The organism is Caballeronia sp. LZ065 (assembly GCF_031450975.1).
GTDB lineage: Bacteria > Pseudomonadota > Gammaproteobacteria > Burkholderiales > Burkholderiaceae > Caballeronia.
In genome coordinates this window covers 755,590-777,203 of sequence record NZ_JARUXV010000003.1, presented here as the reverse complement: position 1 = coordinate 777,203, position 21,614 = coordinate 755,590, and the positions used below count along the sequence as shown (strand labels likewise).

Genomic DNA, 21,614 nt, shown 5'->3' with positions numbered 1-21,614 from the left:
GCGCTGGCGGGCCGATGGCTCGCTCGACTATCTCGGACGGATCGACCATCAGGTGAAGATCCGTGGACATCGCATCGAACTGGGCGAAGTCGAGGCGGCGCTGAGCGCGCTTTCCAGTGTGACGCAAGCCGTCGCGAGCGCCTGCGATGGCCCGGCGGGTCAACGGCTGGTGGCGTATGTGACGCTCGCGACGGACACGGACGGCCATGCCGCGCCTGACGCGCAGACGCTGCGCGCCGCCGTCGCCGCGCGCCTGCCGGATTTCATGGTGCCAGGCGCGATCGTTGTGCTCGAGCGCTTTCCGCTCACGCCGAACGGCAAGATCGACCGGCGCGCGTTGCCTGCACCGGATGTCAGCGCGGCCGATTACGAAGCGCCGCTCGGCGTCGTCGAAACGGCGCTGGCGGAAATCTGGCAGGCGTTGCTCGGCGCCGGACGCGTCGGGCGGCAGGACAACTTCTTCGCGCTCGGCGGCGACTCCATCGTGAGCCTGCAGGTCGTCGCGCGCATGCGTCGGGCCGGGTGGAAGATCACCGCGCGCCAATTGTTCGAGGCGCAGACGGTGGCCGCGCTCGCGGCGCTGGCCCAGCCGGAACCTGCCGACGCACCCGCGCATCGCGGCTTCGATGGCGGCGCGCTGCGGCAGCAGGGCGTCGATCTGCCGTGGAACGACATCGAGGACATCTATCCGGCCACGCCGCTGCAAGGCGGTCTGCTGTTCCACAGCCTGCTCGAAGCCGGGCGCGGCGTGTACGTCAACCAGAAACGGCTGACCCTGCGCGGCGTGCTGGATCACGCAGCGATGCGGAACGCCTGGGCGAGCGCCACGGCGCGTCATCCGGTTCTGCGCACGCATTTCACCTGGGCGCATGGCGGCGACGCGCTGCAAGTGGTGCGCAAGTCGGTTGCCACGCCCTACGCCAGCCACGACTGGTCCGCCGGCCCGCAAGCCACCTACGACGCGCGCCTGCAGGCATGGCTTGCCGACGATCTCGCACGCGGCTTCTCGCTGGAGTGCGCGCCGCTCCTGCGCATCAACGTATTCGCGCGGCCCGACGGCGAGCACGACCTCGTCTGGACCGATCATCACGTGTTGCTCGACGGCTGGAGCGCGGCGCAGCTTGTCGGCGAAGTGCTGGAAACCGTGCGCGCGTCGGCTGAGGAACGCGTGGCCGTCCTGGCGCCCGCCGTGCCGTATCGCCGCTATGTCGACTGGCTTGCCGCGCGTGCCGGTTCTGCGTCCTGGTGGCAAGAGAAGCTGCGCACGCTCGACGATCCCGCCACGCTCACCGCGAGCCTGCCCGCGCCGTCGGCGGACGTGTCGGGCGCGGCCGTGCAGGCGCATGGCACGGTCGTGGCGCAACGCGACGAGACGCTCGACGCCACGCTTGCGCAGCGACTGCGCACGGCGGCGCAGCGTTGCCGCGTCACCTTCGGCACGCTGCTGCAGGGTGCCTGGGCCTTGCTGCTGTCACGCCATGGCAATCGCGATCAGGTCGCGTTCGGCGTGACGCTTTCCGGCCGCGAAAACGAACTGGCCGACACCGGCGCGATGCTCGGTCTGTTCATCAACAGCCTGCCGATGTGGGTCGACGTGCCGGCTGCGGCGTCCGTCGCGGACTGGCTGCGCACGGTGCAACACGAGGCGAGCGCGCTGCGGGAACACGAAGCCACGCCGCTGCGGGATGTGCAACAGTGGTCGGGGCGCAGTGGCGACGCGCTTTTCGACACCCTGTTCGTGCTCGAGAATTTCCCGATCGGCGAGGCGATCCGCCGTCATGACTCGACGCTTTCGCTGACGCATTTCGCCGTCATCGAGCAGACTCACTATCCCCTCGTGCTCGCTGTGCTGCCGGGCGAGGCGGGCGGCGCAACCACGCTGCGCTGGAAACACCAGCTTGCACGCCTCGATGCCGCGACGCTTGCCAGGCTGCGTGCCGCGTATGGCGCGATTCTCACCCAACTTGCCACGCTCGCGGATGACGCGGTCGAGAACACCTTGCGCGTCGGAGCGATCACCCTGCCGGCAGACGGCGCAACCGATGCAACCGTCACCGCGCCGGTACGCCACGCCTTCCGTCCCGCGATGACGCGCATCGCCGAACAAGCCGCGCTCGACCCGCTGCGCGCGGCGCTGCATTGCGAAGGCGAACGCGTGAGCTACGGCGAACTCGACGGCGCGTCGGATCACGTCGCACGCGCACTGCTCGCGCACGGCGTGGCCGCCGACGAACGCGTCGGGCTGTGCATCGAACGTTCGGGCGCGCTGGTCGCGGGTCTGCTCGGCATCCTCAAGTCGGGTGCGGCCTTCGTGCCGCTGGATCCCGCCTATCCCGCCGAGCGCCTCGCCTACATGATGGACGACGCGGGCGTGCGCTGCGTGCTGGCGGACCCGGACACTGCCCGGGCGCTTGCGGGCGTTCTGGAGACGCGCGTGGTCATCGAAACCGGCAGCGCCGGCGATATGGCTGCACGTGCGCGTCGTCCGGACCACGGGTCACTCGAGATCGCAGCGGTTCATCCCGACCAGCTTGCCTACGTCATCTACACATCGGGTTCGACCGGCCGTCCCAAGGGCGTGGCGATCAGTCACGACAGCCTGAGCCAGCATCTCGACGACTTCATCGGTGCTTACGGGATCACCTCGGCCGACAAGCAACTGCAATCGTCGACCATCAATTTCGATGTCGCGCTGCACGAAATGCTGCCGGCGCTGTGCATGGGCGGCCAAGTGGAGATGCGTGGCCCGCAACAATGGGATCTCGCCGCGACGAGCCGTCATCTCGCCGACGAGCGCGTGACGTTCTCACGCATTCCGACAGCTTACTGGCAGCAATGGCTGCGCAATCGTCCGCCCGCGAGCGAACTCGCCGCGTTGCGCCAGATCACGGTCGGCGGCGAAGGCTTGCCGGGCGACGCGCTGCGGCAGTGGCGCGACGGTCCGCTCGCTCATATCCGTCTCGACAATCTCTATGGCCCGACCGAAACCACGGTCGCGTGCATGTATCGCGAAACGCGCGCGTCGGATATCGACTGCGCGGTGGTGTCGATCGGCGCGCCCTACGCGTCGCGGCGCGTGCACGTCGTCGATGCCTACGGACAGATCGCGCCGGTCGATGCGTTGGGCGAACTCGTCATCGGCGGCGCGACGCTGGCGCGCGGCTATCTGGAGCGGCCCGCGCTCACGGCGGAAAAGTTCATCCCCGATCCGTTCGCCAATGACGGCTCGCGGCTCTATCGCACGGGCGATCTGTGCCGTCGCCGCGCGGATGGCCGTATCGACTTCCTCGGGCGGCTGGACCAGCAGGTCAAGCTGCGTGGCCTGCGCATCGAACTGGGCGAGATCGAAGCCGTGCTGCGTCAGATCGACGGCGTGCGCGAAGCGGTCGTCGCGCTGCGCGGCACGGGCGAGAGCAGTCGTCTGGTCGGCTACGTGGTCGCCGCGCAGAGCGCCGGCATCGCCGACGTCACATTGCGTCGCGCGCTCGAAGGCAAGCTGCCGGGGCATATGGTGCCCTCGTGCTTCGTGCATCTCGCGCGGATGCCGGTCATGCCGAACGGCAAGACCGATCGCAACGCACTGCCCGAACCGCCCGATGCCAGCGCACGCGAGCACGTTGCGCCGCGCACCGCCAACGAGGCAGCGCTGGTCGCCGTGTGGCGTCAGGTTCTCGGCCGCGAGAGCATCGGCGTGACCGATAATTTCTTTGAAGTGGGCGGCGATTCGATTCTCAGCTTGCGCATCATCGCGCATGCGGCGCAGGCAGGATTGAAGCTCACGCCGAAACAGATTTTCGAAGCCCCCGATATCGAACGGTTGGCTGCGCTGGCGGTGCCGGTGCGCGCCGCGTCGACCGAAGAGCGTCGCCACGCCTTGCCGCTCACGCCGATCCAGGCGACCTTCTTCGACCGTCATCCCGAGGGCGAGGCGCACTGGAACCAGGCGGTGCTGCTGCGCGCCGCATCGCTCGACATCGGTGCGCTGCGCCGTGCGCTCGATACGCTGGTGCGCCGCCACGACGCATTGCGTCTGCGCTTCGTCCGGCACGATGGCTGGCAGCAGCGGGTCGTCGCGCACGAGCCGCACGCCCTGCTCGATACCTTCGATCTACGCGCCGATGCCGATTGGCGCGCCGCGCTCGCGGACACGGCGACGCGTCTGCACCGATCCCTGCATCTTGCACACGGCCCGTTGTTGCGGGCAGCGGCCTTTCAGGTGCCGGGCGGCGCGCGTCTGCTGCTGACGATTCATCACCTCGCGGTGGACGGCGTGTCGTGGCGTGTTCTGCTCGACGAACTCGAACAGTTTTACGCCGCCGCGCTGCATGGCGAAACGTCGACGCTGCCGCCCGCCACGCCTTGGAGCGTATGGGTCGAGGCGCTGCATGAATACGCCGGATCGGCGCGCGTGAAGGCGTCGCTCGGCGCGTGGCGCGCGAGGATCGGCGCGGCCGTCGCTCCGTTCGAGGCCGAGTCGCGCGGCGCGCCGCGTCAGACGCTCACGACCGCACTCGGCGCGCAGACGACGCGCGAACTGATCGACGAGGCCCGGCGGGTTTATCGCATGCCGCTCGACGAAGTGCTGCTCGCAGCGCTGCCGCATGCACTCGGCATGGGCGAGCGCGCGTTGCTGGTCGCGCTGGAAAGTCACGGCCGCGAGTCGCTGCCGGAGGAGCTCGATATCAGCGGCACGGTCGGCTGGTTCACGACGCGTCATCCGCTGCGGCTCGCCACACATGACGATCTCGCGCGGAGCCTGCTCGACACCAAAGCGTGCGTGCGCGCGGTGCCGGACAAGGGTTTCGAATGGGGCCTGCTGGCGCACTCGCCCGATGCGGCCGTGCGTGCGGAGGCGGGCGCGCTGCCCGCGCCGCGTGTCGGTTTCAACTACTTCGGCAATCTCGATCAGACCTTGCCGGCGTCGGGCGTGTTCGCGCTCGCGGACGAGGACTGCGGCGAGATGACGGCAACGGCCGCCGCCCCGTTCGCACTCGACATCAATGCGCGCGTGCAGGACGGCGCGCTGTCGATTCGCTGGGACTTCGATCCCGATGTCATCGGCGTGGTCCGTGCGCGCGAGATCGCCGCGCGTTTCGAGGCGCGTTTGCGCGCGACGCTCGCGCATTTGAACGATGCGGCCCGCGTGCTGAGCGCGTCGGACTTCCCGATGCTGCGCGTGACGCCCGAACAATGGGCGCGCCTGGGCCTGGCGTCCGGTCCGGCCGATGCCATCGAAGATATCTATCCGGCTACGCCCGTCCAGCAAGGGCTGATTTTTCACGGGCTCGCGCAGCCCGACGCCGGTCTGTATGTCACGCAGAAGCGCATCACGCTCGCCGGCGCGCTCGACGCGCGTGCCATGCAGCGGGCCTGGCTCGACGCCGCGGCACGGCATCAGGTGTTGCGCACGCGCTTCGAATGGCGCTACGGCGGTCCCGTGCTGCAAGTGGTAGCGCCGCGCGCGCAGTTGCCCTTCGCCGTCCATGAGGACATGCCGCGCGACCCATCGGCCTATGAAGCGGCGCTCGATAGCTGGCTGCACGACGATCTGCGCGCAGGATTCGATATCGAGTGCGCGCCGCTCGTGCGCGTGAACCTCTTCACACGGCCCGATGGCGGTCATGATCTGGTGTGGACCGGCCATCATGCGATCACCGATGGCTGGAGCAGCGCCTTGCTGATGAGCGAGGTGATGGACGCGTACCGCGCCGCGTGCGGCGGCGTGACGCATGTGCCGCTGCCGCCGGTGCAGTACGCGCGCTACGTCGCCTGGCTCGACGCGCAACCGTCGTCGCGCGAATGGTGGGTCGCTCAGGCGGGTGATATCGACGCCTGCGGCACGCTCACCGACATGCCATCGACCAGAACGGACGGCGCGGCGGCACCGGCCTTCGAATTCGAGCGGACGCTCGACGCGGCGTTCGTCGCGCGCCTGGAAGACGCCGCGCGACGCCATCAGGTCACGCTCAATACGCTGGTACAGGGCGCGTGGGCGCTGCTGCTCGCGCAGTCGACGGGACGCGAGCGCGCGGTCTTCGGCGTCACGGTGGCAGGCCGTCCGGCGGCGTTGCCGGGCGTGCAACGCATGCTCGGGCTGTGCATCAACAGCTTGCCGCTCCATGTGGACGTGCCGCGCCGCGCGGCATGCGGCGACTGGCTGCGCGGACTTCAGGCGGCCAACGTGGCGTTGCGCGAGCATGAGCACACGCCGCTGGCGTCGGTGCAGCAATGGCTCGGACGCACAGGTGGAGAACTGTTCGATTCGCTGCTCGTGTTCGAAAACTATCCGGTCGATGCCAGCCTGCGCGAAACCGGCGACGGCTTGCGGGTGAGCGCTGCACGCGCGTTCGAGCGCACGCACTATCCGCTGACGCTGACCGTATCGACCCAACCGGAGTTGAGCCTCGAATGGAGCGTGGATACCGCGCGCGTCGGGCGCGATCGCGCGCAGCAACTCGCGGAGCGATTCGAGCGCTTGCTGCGCGCTTTGAGCGGCGACGTGGAGCGGCTCGGCGATATCGCTTTGCTCGATGCGAGCGAAGCGACTGCGCTATTGACGATGGGCCGTGGGTACGAGGTTCATCGCCGTGCGCCGGTGCACGAATGGATCGCGCAGCAGGCCGCGCGCACGCCCGATGCACACGCGCTGATTCTGGACGACAGCACGCTCGATTACGCAACGCTTGACGCCCGCGCGAATCGGCTGGCGCATCGGCTGATTGCGCAGGGCGTGCGCGGCGAGACGCGCGTGGGTATTGCGCTGGAACGCTCGCTTGACATGGTGGTGGGGCTGCTGGCGATTCTCAAGGCGGGCGGCGCGTATGTGCCGCTCGATCCGGACTATCCGGCCGAGCGCATTGCCTACATGGTGCAGGACAGCGGCATCGGCCTGCTGTTGAGCGAGGCGCGCGTGCTGGCGAAACTGCCCGCACTCGATGTGCGCCATGTGTCAGTGGAGGACGAAGCGGGGCCGTCGCATGCGCCGGAGGTGCGCATTCACGATCGACAACTGGCGTATGTGATCTACACGTCAGGTTCGACGGGGCGTCCCAAGGGCGTGGCGATCTCGCACGATGCGCTGGCGCGCCACGCGCAGGTGTCGATCGACTTTGCGAGCTTGTCGAGCCGGGATCGCGTGCTGCAATTCTCGACGATCAACTTCGATGGTTTCATCGAGCAGTTGTTTCCCTCTCTGTGCGTGGGCGCGGCGGTGGTGTTGCGCGGGGCGGACTTGTGGAGCAGCGAGGAGTTCGCGGCGCGAGTGAAACGCCACGGCATCACGGTGGCCGATCTGCCGACGGCGTACTGGCATGTGCTGGTGCAGGAGTTGACGCGAGGCGAGGCGGTTCAGGACGCTTTGCACACGCTCCGGGAAGTGCACGCCACGGGCGAGGCGATGCCGCTGGAAGGTCTGCGCCGCTGGCGCGAGAGCGCCACGCTTGCGCCGATCCGTCTGCTCAACACGTACGGTCCGACCGAGACGGCGATCACCGCGAGCGCGTTCGAGGCATCGCAGGCGCCGCTCGACGCGCTGCCGGGGCAGGTGCCGATCGGCCGGGCGCTGGGGACGCGCGCGTTGTACGTGCTGGGGCCGGACATGAGTTTGACGCCGCGCGGCGCGATCGGCGAACTGGCGATCGGGGGCGAATTGCTGGCGCGCGGGTATCTGAATCGCGCGGGGCTGAGCGCGGAGCGTTTCGTGCCGGACCCGTTCGCGGGCGAGGGTGCGCGCATGTATCGCACGGGCGACCTGGTGCGCTGGCGCGAGGACGGACAACTCGAATACGCGGGGCGTATCGATCATCAGGTGAAGCTGCGCGGTTTCCGGGTGGAACTGGGGGAGATCGAAGCGCGTTTGCTGGCACAGGAAGGCGTGCGCGAAGCGGTGGTCTCGCCGCAGGGCAGTGGGGTATCGCAGCGCTTGATCGGCTATGTGACGGGTCACGACGGGCTCGATGGCGATGCATTGCGCCGCGCACTAGCCGAAGTCTTGCCGGAATACATGGTGCCGGCAGGGGTGATGGTGCTGGACGCGATGCCGATGACGCCCAACGGCAAGCTGGATCGCAAGGCGCTGCCGCAGCCGCATTGGGAGCCGCGTGAGTCCACTCCGCCGCAGGGCGGGACGGAGCAGCAGCTCGCTGCGATCTGGAGCGACGTGCTGGGTGTGGAGCGCATCGGACGCGACGACAACTTCTTCGCGCTCGGCGGCGATTCGATCCTGAGCCTGCAGATCGTCGCGCGTATGCGTCAGATCGGCCTGTCGATTACGCCCCGGCAATTGTTCGACGCGCAGACCGTGGCGCTGCTCGCGCACGTGGCGTCGCGCGCGGAGTCGCGCATCGTCGCAGACGACGCACCACAAGGCGACCTGCCGTTGTTGCCGATCCAGCGCGACTTCTTCGAAATGGATGTGCCCGAGCGCCATTACTGGAACCAGGCCATCCTGCTGCGTACCCCGCCGAAGATCGACGTGGACCGGCTGCGTCGCGCGTTGCTCGCGGTAAGCGAGCATCATCCGGCGTTCCGTCTGCGTTTCGTCGAACGCGATGGCGTTTGGACCCAGACTCACGCACAGGATGCGGCCACGGCGGACATGCTATGGGAGCGTCATCTCGACGATCCGGCTTCGCTGGCCTCGCTGTGCGAAACCGCCCATGCGAGCCTCGATCTGACGCACGGCCCGCTGCTGCGCGCGATGCTCGTGCATCTTCCCGATGGCTCCTCAAGACTATTGCTCACCGCGCATCATCTGGTGGTGGATGGTGTGTCGTGGCGCGTGATCGTCGACGATCTTCGACGCGTCTATGAAGGCGGCGCGCCCGCGCCGCGCGGATCGTCCTTCGCGACGTGGGCCCGCCGCCTCCCCGCGCACGCCTGCAGCGCCGCGTCACGCGCCGAACTCGCTTACTGGCGCGCGCTCGATGCGCCCGCCGATTTGCCCGCCGATTTGCCCGCCGACGTGCCGGGCGACACGAGCGGCGGACCCGCGCGCGTCGGCGACGGCGCGCGTATCGAACGCGTCCTCGACGCCGATGCAACCCGCCGCCTGTTGCAGGACACGCCCACCGCGTTCCGCACGCATATCAACGACCTGCTGCTGACGGCCCTTGGCCGCGCCTTGTGCGACTGGACCGGGCACGATGCCGTGCTGGTCGATATCGAAGGGCATGGGCGCGAGCCGCTGTTCGACGATGTCGATCTGAGCCGCACCGTCGGCTGGCACACGAGCGTCTTCCCGGTCGCGCTTGCGGCGTGCGGCGAGCGTGCGACGGCGCTGCGGCGCGTCAAGGAGATGCTGCGCGCGGTGCCGCGCCACGGGATTGGCGCGGGACTGCTGCGCTACGCTGGCGAGCCTGCGGATCGCGCCGTCATGGCTGGCCTTGCGCGCCCGCAGGTCGTGTTCAATTACCTCGGTCAGTTCGATACGGCATTCGATGCGCAGGACGACGGCTGGGCCATCGCGGACGAGTCCGTCGGTTCGACGCTCGCGGCCAGCACGCCGCTCACGCACGCGCTGTCCGTCGATGCCAAGGTGACGCATGGCCGCTTGTCGATCGCGTTCGGCTACAGCGCCGCGCGTCATCGCGCCGCGACGATTGACACGCTGGCCGCGCACGTCGAGCGCGAACTGCTGGCGCTGATCGACCTCTGCGCCGAAACGGCAGGCGCGGTCACGCCGTCCGACTTCCCGCTGGCGGCCCTCGACATGGCGGCCCTCGACAGTCTCGCGCTGCCGTGGCGCGACGTCGACGACCTCTATCCGCTTTCGCCGATGCAGGCCGGCATGATGTTCCACGCGATGCTGGATGCGCAGGCGTCGGTCTATCTGAATCAGGCGCGCGTCGATATCGACGGACTCGATACGGCGCGCTTCGAAGCCGCCTGGCGCACAGTGACGGCGCGGCACGACATCCTGCGCACCGGCTTTCTGCAACGCGGCGGCGAGTTGCTCCAATGGGTCTCGAAACGCGCTCTCGCACCGTTCGAGCATCTGGACCTGCGTGGCGATGCCGGGCGCACCGCCGTTCTCGACGCGCTCGCGCGGCGTGAACTGGAAGCAGGCTTCGATCTGGAGCGCCCGCCGCTGCAACGCTTCGTGCTGGCACGCATCGGGGATCGGCGTCATCACCTGATCTGGACCAGCCATCATCTGCTGCTCGATGGCTGGAGTGCCGCGCAGCTGATGAGCGAGGTGCTGCGTCACTATGCCGGCGAGACGCTGCCCGCCGTGCCGGGGCGCTTCCGCGACTACATCGCATGGCTCGGGAAGCAAGATGCTCGCGCGAGCGACGCGTTTTGGCGCGGCGCGCTCGCGGAGGTCGATGGACCGACCCGGCTGGCGCGCGTCGAAACGCCGCCGACCAGCGTGGATTCCAGCTTTGCGCGTCTGCACGAGAGCTTCGACGCGGCGCTCACCGCCGGGTTGAACGCGTTCGCCAAGCAGGAGCGCGTCACGGTGAATACGCTGGTTCAGGGCGCGTGGGCCGAACTGCTGCATCAGCAGACCGGACAGCGCACGGTGAGCTTCGGTGCGACCGTCGCCGGTCGTCCAGGCGAGCTCGCGCAGGCGCACACCCTGATCGGCCTGTTCATCAATACGTTGCCGGTGACCAGCACGCGAGCGCCGTCGATGCCAGTCGGCGCGTGGCTGCGCGCCTTGCAGGAGCGCGCGCTCGCCGCTCGCGAATTCGAGCACACGCCGCTCGGCGACATTCAGAAGGCCGCGGCGTGCGGGCAAGCGCCCTTGTTCGACAACATCGTCGTGTTCGAAAATTTTCCCGTCGATGCGGTGCTGAAGTCGTCCGCGCCGGGCGGGTTATCGTTCGACCACTACGTCAACGAGGAAGAAACCCATTACCCGTTGACGCTCACGGTATTGCACGGCGCAAGTCTGCGCGTGCGGCTGAGTTACCGGACCGACGCCTTCGACGCCGCGCAGGCCGGGCGTCTGCTGGCGCGCTTCGGTGCGATCGTGCGCGGCTTCCTGCGTGACGCGGATCAGGCAGTGGCCGACGCCGCGATGCTGCCGCAGGCGGAACGCGACGCGCTGCTTGCACGGGGTCATGGCGCGGCGGGGGACGGCGATGCCGCACTCGTACACGAGCGCGTGTCCGCCCAGGCGCGCCTCACGCCGGACAAGATCGCGCTGGTGTGCGGCGGCGACGCCCTGCGCTACGACGAACTCGATGCGCGCGCCAACCGGCTGGCGCATCGGCTGATTGCAGCGGGCGTCGGCAGCGAGATGCTCGTGGGTATCGCGCTGACGCGTTCGGCGCACATGGTGGTCGCCGTGTTGGCCGTGTTGAAGTGCGGCGCGGCGTATGTGCCGCTTGATCCGGACTATCCCGCCGAACGTCTGGCGTGGATGATCGAAGACAGCGGACTGCGCTTCGTGCTGCGCTCCGGTGACGTTGCCCTGCCTTCTCTCGATGATGGAATCGCCGTGCTCGATCCTGCCGCGGCGGGCGATGCATCGATGCCTTCCCACGCACCGGCGATCACGGTGAATCGCGAGCATCTCGCCTATGTCATCTACACGTCCGGTTCGACGGGTAAACCCAAGGGCGTCATGGTGCGTCATGGCGGGCTGGCGAATTTTCTGTCGAGCACGGCGTGCAGTCCGGGTCTCGACGCTGACGATCGTTGTGTGGCGGTGACCTCGCTGTCGTTCGATATCGCCGCGCTGGAACTGTATCTGCCGCTCACCGTGGGTGCGGCGCTGATCGTCGCGCCGCGCGAGACCACCCGCGATGGCGCGGCGCTCGCCGCGCTGCTGTGCGACGCACGCGCGACCGTGCTGCAATCGACTCCGGCGACCTGGCGCATGCTGCTCGCAAGCGGCGCGCCGTGGCCCGCGCTCAAGGGCTTGTGCGGAGGCGAAGCCTTGCCGCCGGATCTCGCGCAGGCGTTGCTCGCGCATGGCGTCGAACTGTGGAACATGTACGGCCCGACCGAGACGACCATCTGGTCGATGCTCGGTCCCGTGACCGATCCGGCTGCCCTGACGCTCGGCGACGCCATGTCGCGTACCCGCGCGTATGTGCTCGATAACGAGGGCGAACTGGTGCAGGCGGGCGTGCCGGGCGAGCTCTGTCTGGGTGGCGAAGGACTTGCGCGCGGCTACTGGCGGCGCGCGCCACTCACCGCCGAGCGTTTCGTGCCCGATCCGTTCGCGGGCGGCGGCGCGCGCCTGTATCGCACCGGCGATCTGGTGCGCTGGCGCGATGACGGCACGCTCGACTATCTCGGCCGGATGGATCATCAGGTCAAGATTCGTGGTTATCGAATCGAACTGGGCGAGGTCGAGGCAGCGCTGGCGGCGTGCGAAGGCGTCGGATCGGCCGTGGTGGTCGCGCGTGAAGGTCCGGGAGGCATGCGTCTGGTCGGCTATATCACGCATCGGGAACCCGCGTCCGCCGTGGTTGCGGATGTGGCCCGGCTGCGTGCGGCGCTCGCGCAAAGCCTGCCCGGCTACATGATTCCCGGCGCGATCGTGGCACTCGATACCTTGCCGCTCACACCGAACGGCAAGGTGGATCGCCGTGCGCTCCCCGCGCCCGACGACGGCGCCGCGGACTACGACGCACCGCGCGGCGAAACCGAGCACGCGCTCGCCGCGATCTGGCGCGAGGCGCTGCAACTGGACCGCGTCGGACGCAACGACGATTTCTTCGCGCTCGGCGGCGACTCGATCCTGAGTCTGCGCGTCGCGGCGAAAGCCGTGGCTGCGGGGCTGCCCGTCACGCCGCGTCTGCTGTTCGCGCATCCGCACATCGCGGCGCTGGCGCGCGCCTGTGTCGAGGCGCCGCGCGTACCGGCGCTCGTGCCGGTTCAGAGCGAAGCGGCGGCGGACGGCGCGCGCGTGCTGCCGATGTCGCATGCGCAGCAGCGGTTGTGGTTCATGTGGAATCTGGAGCCCGACAGCCGCGCCTATCACATTGGCGGTGCGGTGCGGCTGCAGGGCGAACTGGATGTCGATGCGCTCGCCGCGGCCTTGGCGCAGTTGGTCGCGCGTCACGAAGCGTTGCGCACGACCTTGCGCGAAATCGAAGGCGCAGGGCCGTGCCAGATCGTGCATGCATCGCTTGCGCCGGAGTTCCGGATCGTCGAATCGGACGACGCGCGTTCGGCCGCCGACGCTGTCATGGCGACGCCCTTCGATCTCGAGCGCGGACCGTTGCTGCGCGCGGCGCTCGTCAGGGAAGCGGCGCATCGGAACGTGCTGGTCGTGTCGATGCATCACGCGGTGTCGGATGGCTGGTCGGTGCAAGTGCTGCTCGATGACGTCGTCGAGCTTTATGCCGCGGCGACGGCGAAACGCGCACCGCGCCTGCCGGCTTTGCCGGTGCAGTACGGCGATTACGCGGTGTGGCAGCGCCGCTGGCTGGACGACGGCGAGCGTGAGCGTCAGCTCTCGTATTGGCGCGATGCGCTGGGCGCCGCGCATCCGGTGCTCGAATTGCCTGCCGACACACCGCGCCGCGCCGAGGGCGATGCGCGCGCCGCGCGTCTGCGGCACGAACTGCCGGTGGCGTTGAGCGAGCGGGTGCGGGCGCTCGCAGCGACGCGCGCCACGACGCCTTATGTCGTGCTGCTCGCCGCGTTTCATGCGCTGCTGCATCGTCTGAGCGGCGAGCGCGATGTACGCGTCGGCGTGCCGGTCGCCAATCGCGAACGGCCCGAGGTCGCGCCGCTGATCGGCTTCTTCGTCAATACCCAGGTCATGCGTGCGCGTTTCGACACGGATCTCACGCTCGATGCGCTCATCGAGCAGACGCGCCGCGCCGCGCTGGGCGCGCAGGCGCATCAGGACTTGCCGTTCGAGGCGCTGGTCGAGGCGCTGCGGCCGGAACGCACCCTCGCGTCGACGCCGCTGTTCCAGGTGATGTTCAATCACCAGAAGACCGACTATCGCGCGCTGTCGCAATGGCCGGGACTGGAAGTGGAAGCGCTGACGATCGGCGATGGCGATGCCCAGTTCGACCTGACGCTCAATGTCACCGAGTCGGCCACGGATGGACTGATCGCCGAGATGAGCTATGCGTGCGCGCTGTGGTCGGAGCAATCCGTCGAGCGCTGGATGCGTCAATACGAGACGCTGCTGCAGGCGATGACGGCGGACGGATCGGTTCGCGTCGGCGCAGTCGCCTTGCTCGATGCGAGCGAAGCGACGGCGCTACTGACGATGGGCCGTGGGTACGAGGTTCATCGCCGTGCGCCGGTGCACGAATGGATCGCGCAGCAGGCCGCGCGCACGCCCGATGCACACGCGCTGATTCTGGACGACAGCACGCTCGATTACGCAACGCTTGACGCCCGCGCGAATCGGCTGGCGCATCGGCTGATTGCGCAGGGCGTGCGCGGCGAGACGCGCGTGGGTATTGCGCTGGAACGCTCGCTTGACATGGTGGTGGGGCTGCTGGCGATTCTCAAGGCGGGCGGCGCGTATGTGCCGCTCGATCCGGACTATCCGGCCGAGCGCATTGCCTACATGGTGCAGGACAGCGGCATCGGCCTGCTGTTGAGCGAGGCGCGCGTGCTGGCGAAACTGCCCGCACTCGATGTGCGCCATGTGTCAGTGGAGGACGAAGCGGGGCCGTCGCATGCGCCGGAGGTGCGCATTCACGATCGACAACTGGCGTATGTGATCTACACGTCAGGTTCGACGGGGCGTCCCAAGGGCGTGGCGATCTCGCACGATGCGCTGGCGCGCCACGCGCAGGTGTCGATCGACTTTGCGAGCTTGTCGAGCCGGGATCGCGTGCTGCAATTCTCGACGATCAACTTCGATGGTTTCATCGAGCAGTTGTTTCCCTCTCTGTGCGTGGGCGCGGCGGTGGTGTTGCGCGGGGCGGACTTGTGGAGCAGCGAGGAGTTCGCGGCGCGAGTGAAACGCCACGGCATCACGGTGGCCGATCTGCCGACGGCGTACTGGCATGTGCTGGTGCAGGAGTTGACGCGAGGCGAGGCGGTTCAGGACGCTTTGCACACGCTCCGGGAAGTGCACGCCACGGGCGAGGCGATGCCGCTGGAAGGTCTGCGCCGCTGGCGCGAGAGCGCCACGCTTGCGCCGATCCGTCTGCTCAACACGTACGGTCCGACCGAGACGGCGATCACCGCGAGCGCGTTCGAGGCATCGCAGGCGCCGCTCGACGCGCTGCCGGGGCAGGTGCCGATCGGCCGGGCGCTGGGGACGCGCGCGTTGTACGTGCTGGGGCCGGACATGAGTTTGACGCCGCGCGGCGCGATCGGCGAACTGGCGATCGGGGGCGAATTGCTGGCGCGCGGGTATCTGAATCGCGCGGGGCTGAGCGCGGAGCGTTTCGTGCCGGACCCGTTCGCGGGCGAGGGTGCGCGCATGTATCGCACGGGCGACCTGGTGCGCTGGCGCGAGGACGGACAACTCGAATACGCGGGGCGTATCGATCATCAGGTGAAGCTGCGCGGTTTCCGGGTGGAACTGGGGGAGATCGAAGCGCGTTTGCTGGCACAGGAAGGCGTGCGCGAAGCGGTGGTCTCGCCGCAGGGCAGTGGGGTATCGCAGCGCTTGATCGGCTATGTGACGGGTCACGACGGGCTCGATGGCGATGCATTGCGCCGCGCACTAGCCGAAGTCTTGCCGGAATACATGGTGCCGGCAGGGGTGATGGTGCTGGACGCGATGCCGATGACGCCCAACGGCAAGCTGGATCGCAAGGCGCTGCCGCAGCCGCATTGGGAGCCGCGTGAATCCACTCCGCCGCAGGGCGGGACAGAGCAGCAGCTCGCTGCGATCTGGAGCGACGTGCTGGGTGTGGAGCGCATCGGACGCGACGACAACTTCTTTGCGCTCGGCGGCGATTCGCTGCGCGCAATGCAGGTCATGTCGCGAATCCGCGCGCGCTTCGGCGCTGCGCCGCCGCTGCGCTCGATGTTCACCGCGCCGACACTCGCCGCGATGGCCCCGCATGTCGTGAGGGCCCAGGTCAGCGATGCGCCCGCCTTGCAGGCCGTCGCCCGGACCGCGCGCATGCCGTTGTCGCCGGCGCAGTATCGCCTGTGGCTTACGGAGCGCCTTGCCGCGCCCGGCTCGGCGTCGTACACGATCGCCGCAGCGGTCGAGGTGACGGGCGCGCTGTCGATCGCGCGCGTCGAGCGCGCGCTTGCCGAACTCGTCGCGCAGCATGAAATCCTGCGCACGACCTATCCCGACGACGACGGCGTGCCCTACGCACGCATCGCGCCGGCGCACGAGGCACACGTCGAGGTGCCGTTCACGGACTTGCGCGGCCTGACCGACGCGCACGCCGAGGCGCGCGTCAGCGAGGCGATCGAGGCGGCGCAGCACACTCGTTTCGCGCTCGCCGATGGACCGCTTTTCGCGGTCGCCGTGCTGCGGCGTGACGCGTCGCGGCATGTCATCACCTTCGCGACGCATCACATCATCTCGGATGGCTGGTCGATGAGCGTGCTGGTCGAGGCCTTCGCCGAACGCTATCGCGCGCGGCAGCCAATCGAGACTCCGCCGCTGCAATACGCGGACTACGCCGCATGGCAGGACGCCGCACTGAGCGGCGCAGCGGGCGAAGCGGAACGCGTCTACTGGCAACGCTATCTCGACGGCGCACCGCGTGCGTTGCAGTGGCGCGATGCCGCCGCACGCCCGCCGGTCGCATCGCAGCAGGGCGACGCCATCGCGTTCGCGCTACCCGCGGCGTTGTCGGCGCGTATCGACGACTTCGCTGCCCGGCGCGGCATCACCGCTTATGCGGCGTTGCTGGCGAGCTTCGAGTTGCATCTGCATCGCGTCACCGGCATGCACGATCTGCTGCTCGGCACCGATGTCGCGGGACGAGAGCGCGTCGAGCTCGAATCGATGCTCGGCTTCTTCGTCAACGTGCTGCCGTTGCGTTCGCGCTGGAGCGGCGGGCACACGCACGGTTTCGGCGCGTACGCCGCGAAGCGTCAGGACGAACTGCTCGACGTGTTCGCGCATCAGGCGCTGCCGTTCGACCGGATCGTGGAGGCGGCGGGCGTGCGCCGCGACCCGTCGCGCAACGCACTCGTGCAGGCGCTTTTCGTCTTGCAGAACACGCCATCCGACGCGCTCTCGCTCGATGGTCTCGCAGTGCGCACGCTCGACGTGCCGAGCCGTCATTCGAAATTCGACATGGCGCTCTTCGTGCATCGCGACACGCACGGCTGGCGCGGCGAGTGGGTGTTCGCGACGCCGCTGTTCGAGCGCACGGCCATCGCCCGCCAGCTATCGGCGTGGACACAACTTCTGGAGGAACTCGTGAACGATCCCGACAAGGCGCTCGACACGCTCATGACCGCGCCGGTTCAGGCGGACCAGTCCACCGCCGACGCGATCCGCTCCCGCGACAACACACTCGGCAAGCTGGACAAGCTCAAGGCGCTTCGCGCCCGACATGCCCCCGCGACTGCCACGGCAACCGCTACGTCCGCGACACCCGCCGCCGGTCGCGCACCGCGCGCACTTGTGCGGATCGGCGAGTTGCAGCCTGGCCGCCGATTGCCCGCGCTGGTCGAACCGTTACGCCGCGATCTGGATCCGGAGGTCTGGGCGGCGGCGCATCGCGCGCAGATCGACACGCTGCTCGGCGAGCATGGCGCAATTCTGTTTCGCGGCTTCGCGCTGAACGATCCGCAGCAGTTCGAGGCTTTCGTGGAGGCGATGTCGCCGCGCCTGTATGGCGCGTACGGCGATCTGCCGAAGAAGGAGGGCGGCCGTAACACCTATCGTTCGACGCCGTATCCCGAGCGCGAAATGATCCTTTACCACAACGAGAGTTCGCACACCGGACGCTGGCCGTACAAGCAGTGGTTCTATTGCGAGCTGCCGTCCCGGACCGGCGGCGCGACGCCGGTCGCCGACGGGCGCGACATGCTGCGGGCGCTGCCGGCGGCGCTGGTCGACAAGCTCGCATCGAAGGGACTGATCTATGTCCGCACTTTCACACCCGATCTCGACGTGTCATGGCAGGACTTCTTCAGGACGAGCGATGCCGCCGAGGTCGAAGCCCGTTGCCGCGCGGGGGGAGTCGCCTTCGAGTGGTTCGGCGAGGTGTTGCAGACCCGCACGCGCGCACCCGCGGTGATCACGCATCCTTTCACCGGCGAGCGGGTTTTCTTCAATCAGATCCAGTTGCATCACCCGTATTTCCTCGATGCCGCCGTGCGGCGCGATCTGCTCGAACTCGTCGGCGTCTCGCGCCTGCCGCGCAACGTCTGCTACGGCGATGGCACGCCCATCGACGAGGCCGCCGTCAGGCTGATCGGCGACGCCTACGAGGCGTGCGCCATCCGCTTCGACTGGCAGCGCGGCGACGTGCTGATGGTCGACAACATGCTCGCCGCGCATGCCCGCGATCCTTACGAGGAGCCGCGCCGCATCGTCGTGGCAATGGCGGAGATGTACCGGCTGGACGGCACGGGCCGCTGCGTCGAGGTCGGCGGGAACCCCGCCGAAGCAAGCACGCTGACTTCCACGGGGGAATCGTTCGATGTCTGATACAGGTCTTGACTGGAACGGCGACGAGAGCCGTCCCCTTGCGGCGGAACAACGGCTGCTGCTCGACGGCTCGAACGCGCGCGCGCCGTTGATGCTCGCGTTCACGCTTCCCGCCGGTTTGTCGCGCGATGCGCTGCTCGACGCCTTCGAGGCAAGCTGCGCCGGGCACGATGTGTTCGACGCGGAGATCGGACCCGTGGCCGGATTCCGCGGCTTGCGCTGGATCGGCACGAGCGATTCCGGACCGCGCGTCGAGTGGCGCGAGCACGACGACAACACGCCCCCACGCGCCGCGCTGCAACTGCGCTGGCGGCGCATCGACGATACCCGCGCCCGCCTCGCCGTGACGGCTTCGCCGTTGCGGCTCGATGCGCCGAGCCTGTGTGCCATCGTGGGCGAGGCGCTCGAGCGCGTGGCTGGCGCACGTGCCGAACGGGCGGACGACCGGTTGCCGTATGGCCATCTGCTCGAATGGCGCGATGCGCTCGAGGACGACGAGAGCCGTCCGGAGGGCGTCGGCTACTGGCGCGACTGGCTGACGCGCACGGCAACGGACGATGCGCTCGCGCTGCCGTTGCGCCGCATGCGCCCGGTGCAAGACGCGCCGTCAGCGCCGGATCGCGTGCACACGATCCTCGACGATACCGCCGCCGCGCACTGGAGCGAATTCTGCCGCACGCACGGCTATCGGCCGGGCGATGCGCTGGAAGCGGTCTGGTGGATGCTGCTCGCGCGCATCGGCGCGCAGCCGCGCATCGCCGGCGCAACCGTCCACGATTGCCGCGACGATTACGAGCCGCTGGCGGGCGCGATCGGTGTATATCGGCGCATGCTGCCGCTCATGCTCGACATCGACCGGCACAGCACGCTCGATGCAGTGCTGCGCCAGCGCGATGCGCTGCTCGACGCGCATCGTCAATGGCAGGAATGCTGTCCGGCCGAGGCCGGGTCCGAAGCGCTCGCCAAGTTTCTGCGTGCGTCCTTCGAGTATGCCGACATGCCCGCGTGGGCAGCCGGCGACATCGAACGTTTCGATGCTGCGGGCCATCCGTCCGAGCTCGCGCTGTTCGCGTGCGCGGGCGCATCGGGCGGGCCGCTCGTGCTTTCGCTCGCCTACGACACCTCGCGCTACGACGCCGCGACGGCGCGCGTGCTGCTCGACCAGTACGCCAGCACGCTGTCGCGGCTGCCGTTCGACGCAGCGGCGACGGTCGCGCGCCTGCCGCTCGGCGATGCATCCGTCGACCGCCCCGGCGAGTTGCGTGGCCCGGTGCGCGCGTTCCCGGATGCCACGATCCTCGACGCGATAGCACGTCATGCCCGGACCACGCCCGATGCGCCCGCCCTCCGTGCCGACGACCTGACGCTCGGCTATGCGCAGTTGTGGTCAGCCGTCGAAGCCGGGGCACGCCGTCTGCGGCGCGGCGGCGTCGTTCCGGGCGATGTGGTCGGCATCGCGATGCCGCGCTCGGGCCGGCAGGTGCTGGCGCTGCTGTCCGTCATGCGGGCGGGCGCGGCCTATCTGCCGATCGATCCGGGCTGGCCGGACGGACGGCGTGACGCCATCGTCACGAGCGCGCGGCCTCGCCTCGTGCTGGACGCGTTCGGGCACGAACCCGGCGAGCCGAACGGCGCGGACCTGCCGCCCGTCGCGGATCGCGCGAACGCGTACGTGATGTTTACGTCGGGTTCGACGGGTACGCCCAAGGGCGTGCCGGTGACGCACGAAGCGCTTGCCAACTACGCCGCCGCCGTCAGCGAAGCGGCCGGGTTCGAACGCTGCCGCGTCTTTGCCGCGACCTCGACGCTCGCCGCCGATCTCGGCAACACGACGCTTTTCGGTGCGTTCGTCACCGGCGGCTGCATCGCAGTCGCGTCGGCGGACGACATGGCGAGCGCGCCTTCGTTCGGGCGCTTTCTGTCGTCGCGTCAGGTTGACTGCGTAAAGTTCGTGCCGTCGCATCTGGACGCGCTGCTGGGCGACGCGCCCGCCTGTGTGCCGGCCACCGTGGTGCTCGGCGGCGAAGCCGCGCGACCCGCGCTGCTGGCGAAGCTGCGGACGGCAATGCCGTCGGTGCGCCTCTTCAATCACTATGGGCCGACCGAGACGACGGTCGGCGTGCTGGTGCATGAAGTGCCGCTCGACGCATCGTTCGATGGCGATCCCGGCATGGCCCTGCCGCTCACGCACGTGCTCGCCAACAACCGGGTGCGTGTCGTCGACGAGGATGGCAAGCCGGCGCCAGCGGGCGCGGCTGGCGAATTGCAGGTGGGCGGCAGGCAGTTGACGCCCGGTTATCTGGGCGCAGCGAACCCGGACGCATTCGTCACCGAGGCGGCAACCGGTGAGCGTTTCTACGCCACCGGCGACTTCGTGCTGCGCTTGCCGTCGGGCGAACTGCGCTGGCTCGGACGTACCGACGATCAAGTCAAGATCCGTGGTCATCGCATCGAACCGGGCGAAGTGGAGGCGGCGTGCCGTTCGCTGCCGGACGTCGCGCAGGCGGTCGTCATGCCGATCGGCGAAGCGTCCTCGCGCATGCTCGCCGCATGGTGCGTTCCGGCATCCGGTGCGCAACTCGACGTGCAGACGCTGCGGCACGCGCTCTCGCAAGTGCTCCCCGATGCGTGGGTGCCAGCGCATGTGATGATCGCCGCCGCCTTGCCACGGCTCGCGAACGGCAAGATCGACCGCCGCGCGTTGCCGCTGCCGGAGCAGGCGGCGGCAACGGGCGTGACGCCAGCCAGCGGCATCGAGACCGTGCTCGCGCGCACGATGGCCGAACTGCTCGGGCGTGCCCAGATAGGTGTGACGGACGACTTCTTCGCCCTCGGCGGCGACTCGTTGCTCGTGATCCGGCTCGTGTCGCGCGTCGCCGAACGCTTGCGCGTCGAGATGCTGCCTGGGCTGGTTTTCGCGCATCCGAATGTGCGTGCGCTCGCTACGGCGCTGCAGGCCTCGCAGGTTGACCCGGACGCGCTCGAGCGGCTCGCACAGGCGCGTTTGAAGCTCGATGCGATGACCCCGGAGGCTCGCGCCGCCATGCTCGAACAGGCCCGCAGGCAAGCACACGGCAAAGCATCGGCGGCCCGCTGA

2 protein-coding genes (1 of these 2 running past the window's edge) are annotated in these 21,614 nt (G+C 68.8%); both read left to right on the top strand.

Features of this window, described 5'->3' with window-relative positions; all coding sequences use genetic code 11:
- On the top strand, nucleotides 1–18,517 hold the 3' portion of the coding sequence (locus tag QCE63_RS23560; RefSeq protein WP_309836378.1) for a non-ribosomal peptide synthase/polyketide synthase. It extends 7,715 nt beyond the left edge of the window; only the last 18,517 of its 26,232 coding nucleotides appear in the window; the start codon falls outside the window, past its left edge; its stop codon occupies nucleotides 18,515–18,517.
- A complete protein-coding gene (locus QCE63_RS23555; protein ID WP_309836376.1) occupies nucleotides 18,510–21,614 on the top strand; it encodes an AMP-binding protein in 3,105 nt (1,034 codons plus the stop codon). The genes QCE63_RS23560 and QCE63_RS23555 overlap by 8 nt, the downstream gene beginning before the upstream one ends.

Excerpts from the sequence above, each read along its gene's own strand:
- QCE63_RS23555 (WP_309836376.1), top strand. The coding sequence starts at position 18,510 with ATGTCTGATACAGGTCTTGACTGGAACGGCGACGAGAGCCGTCCCCTT.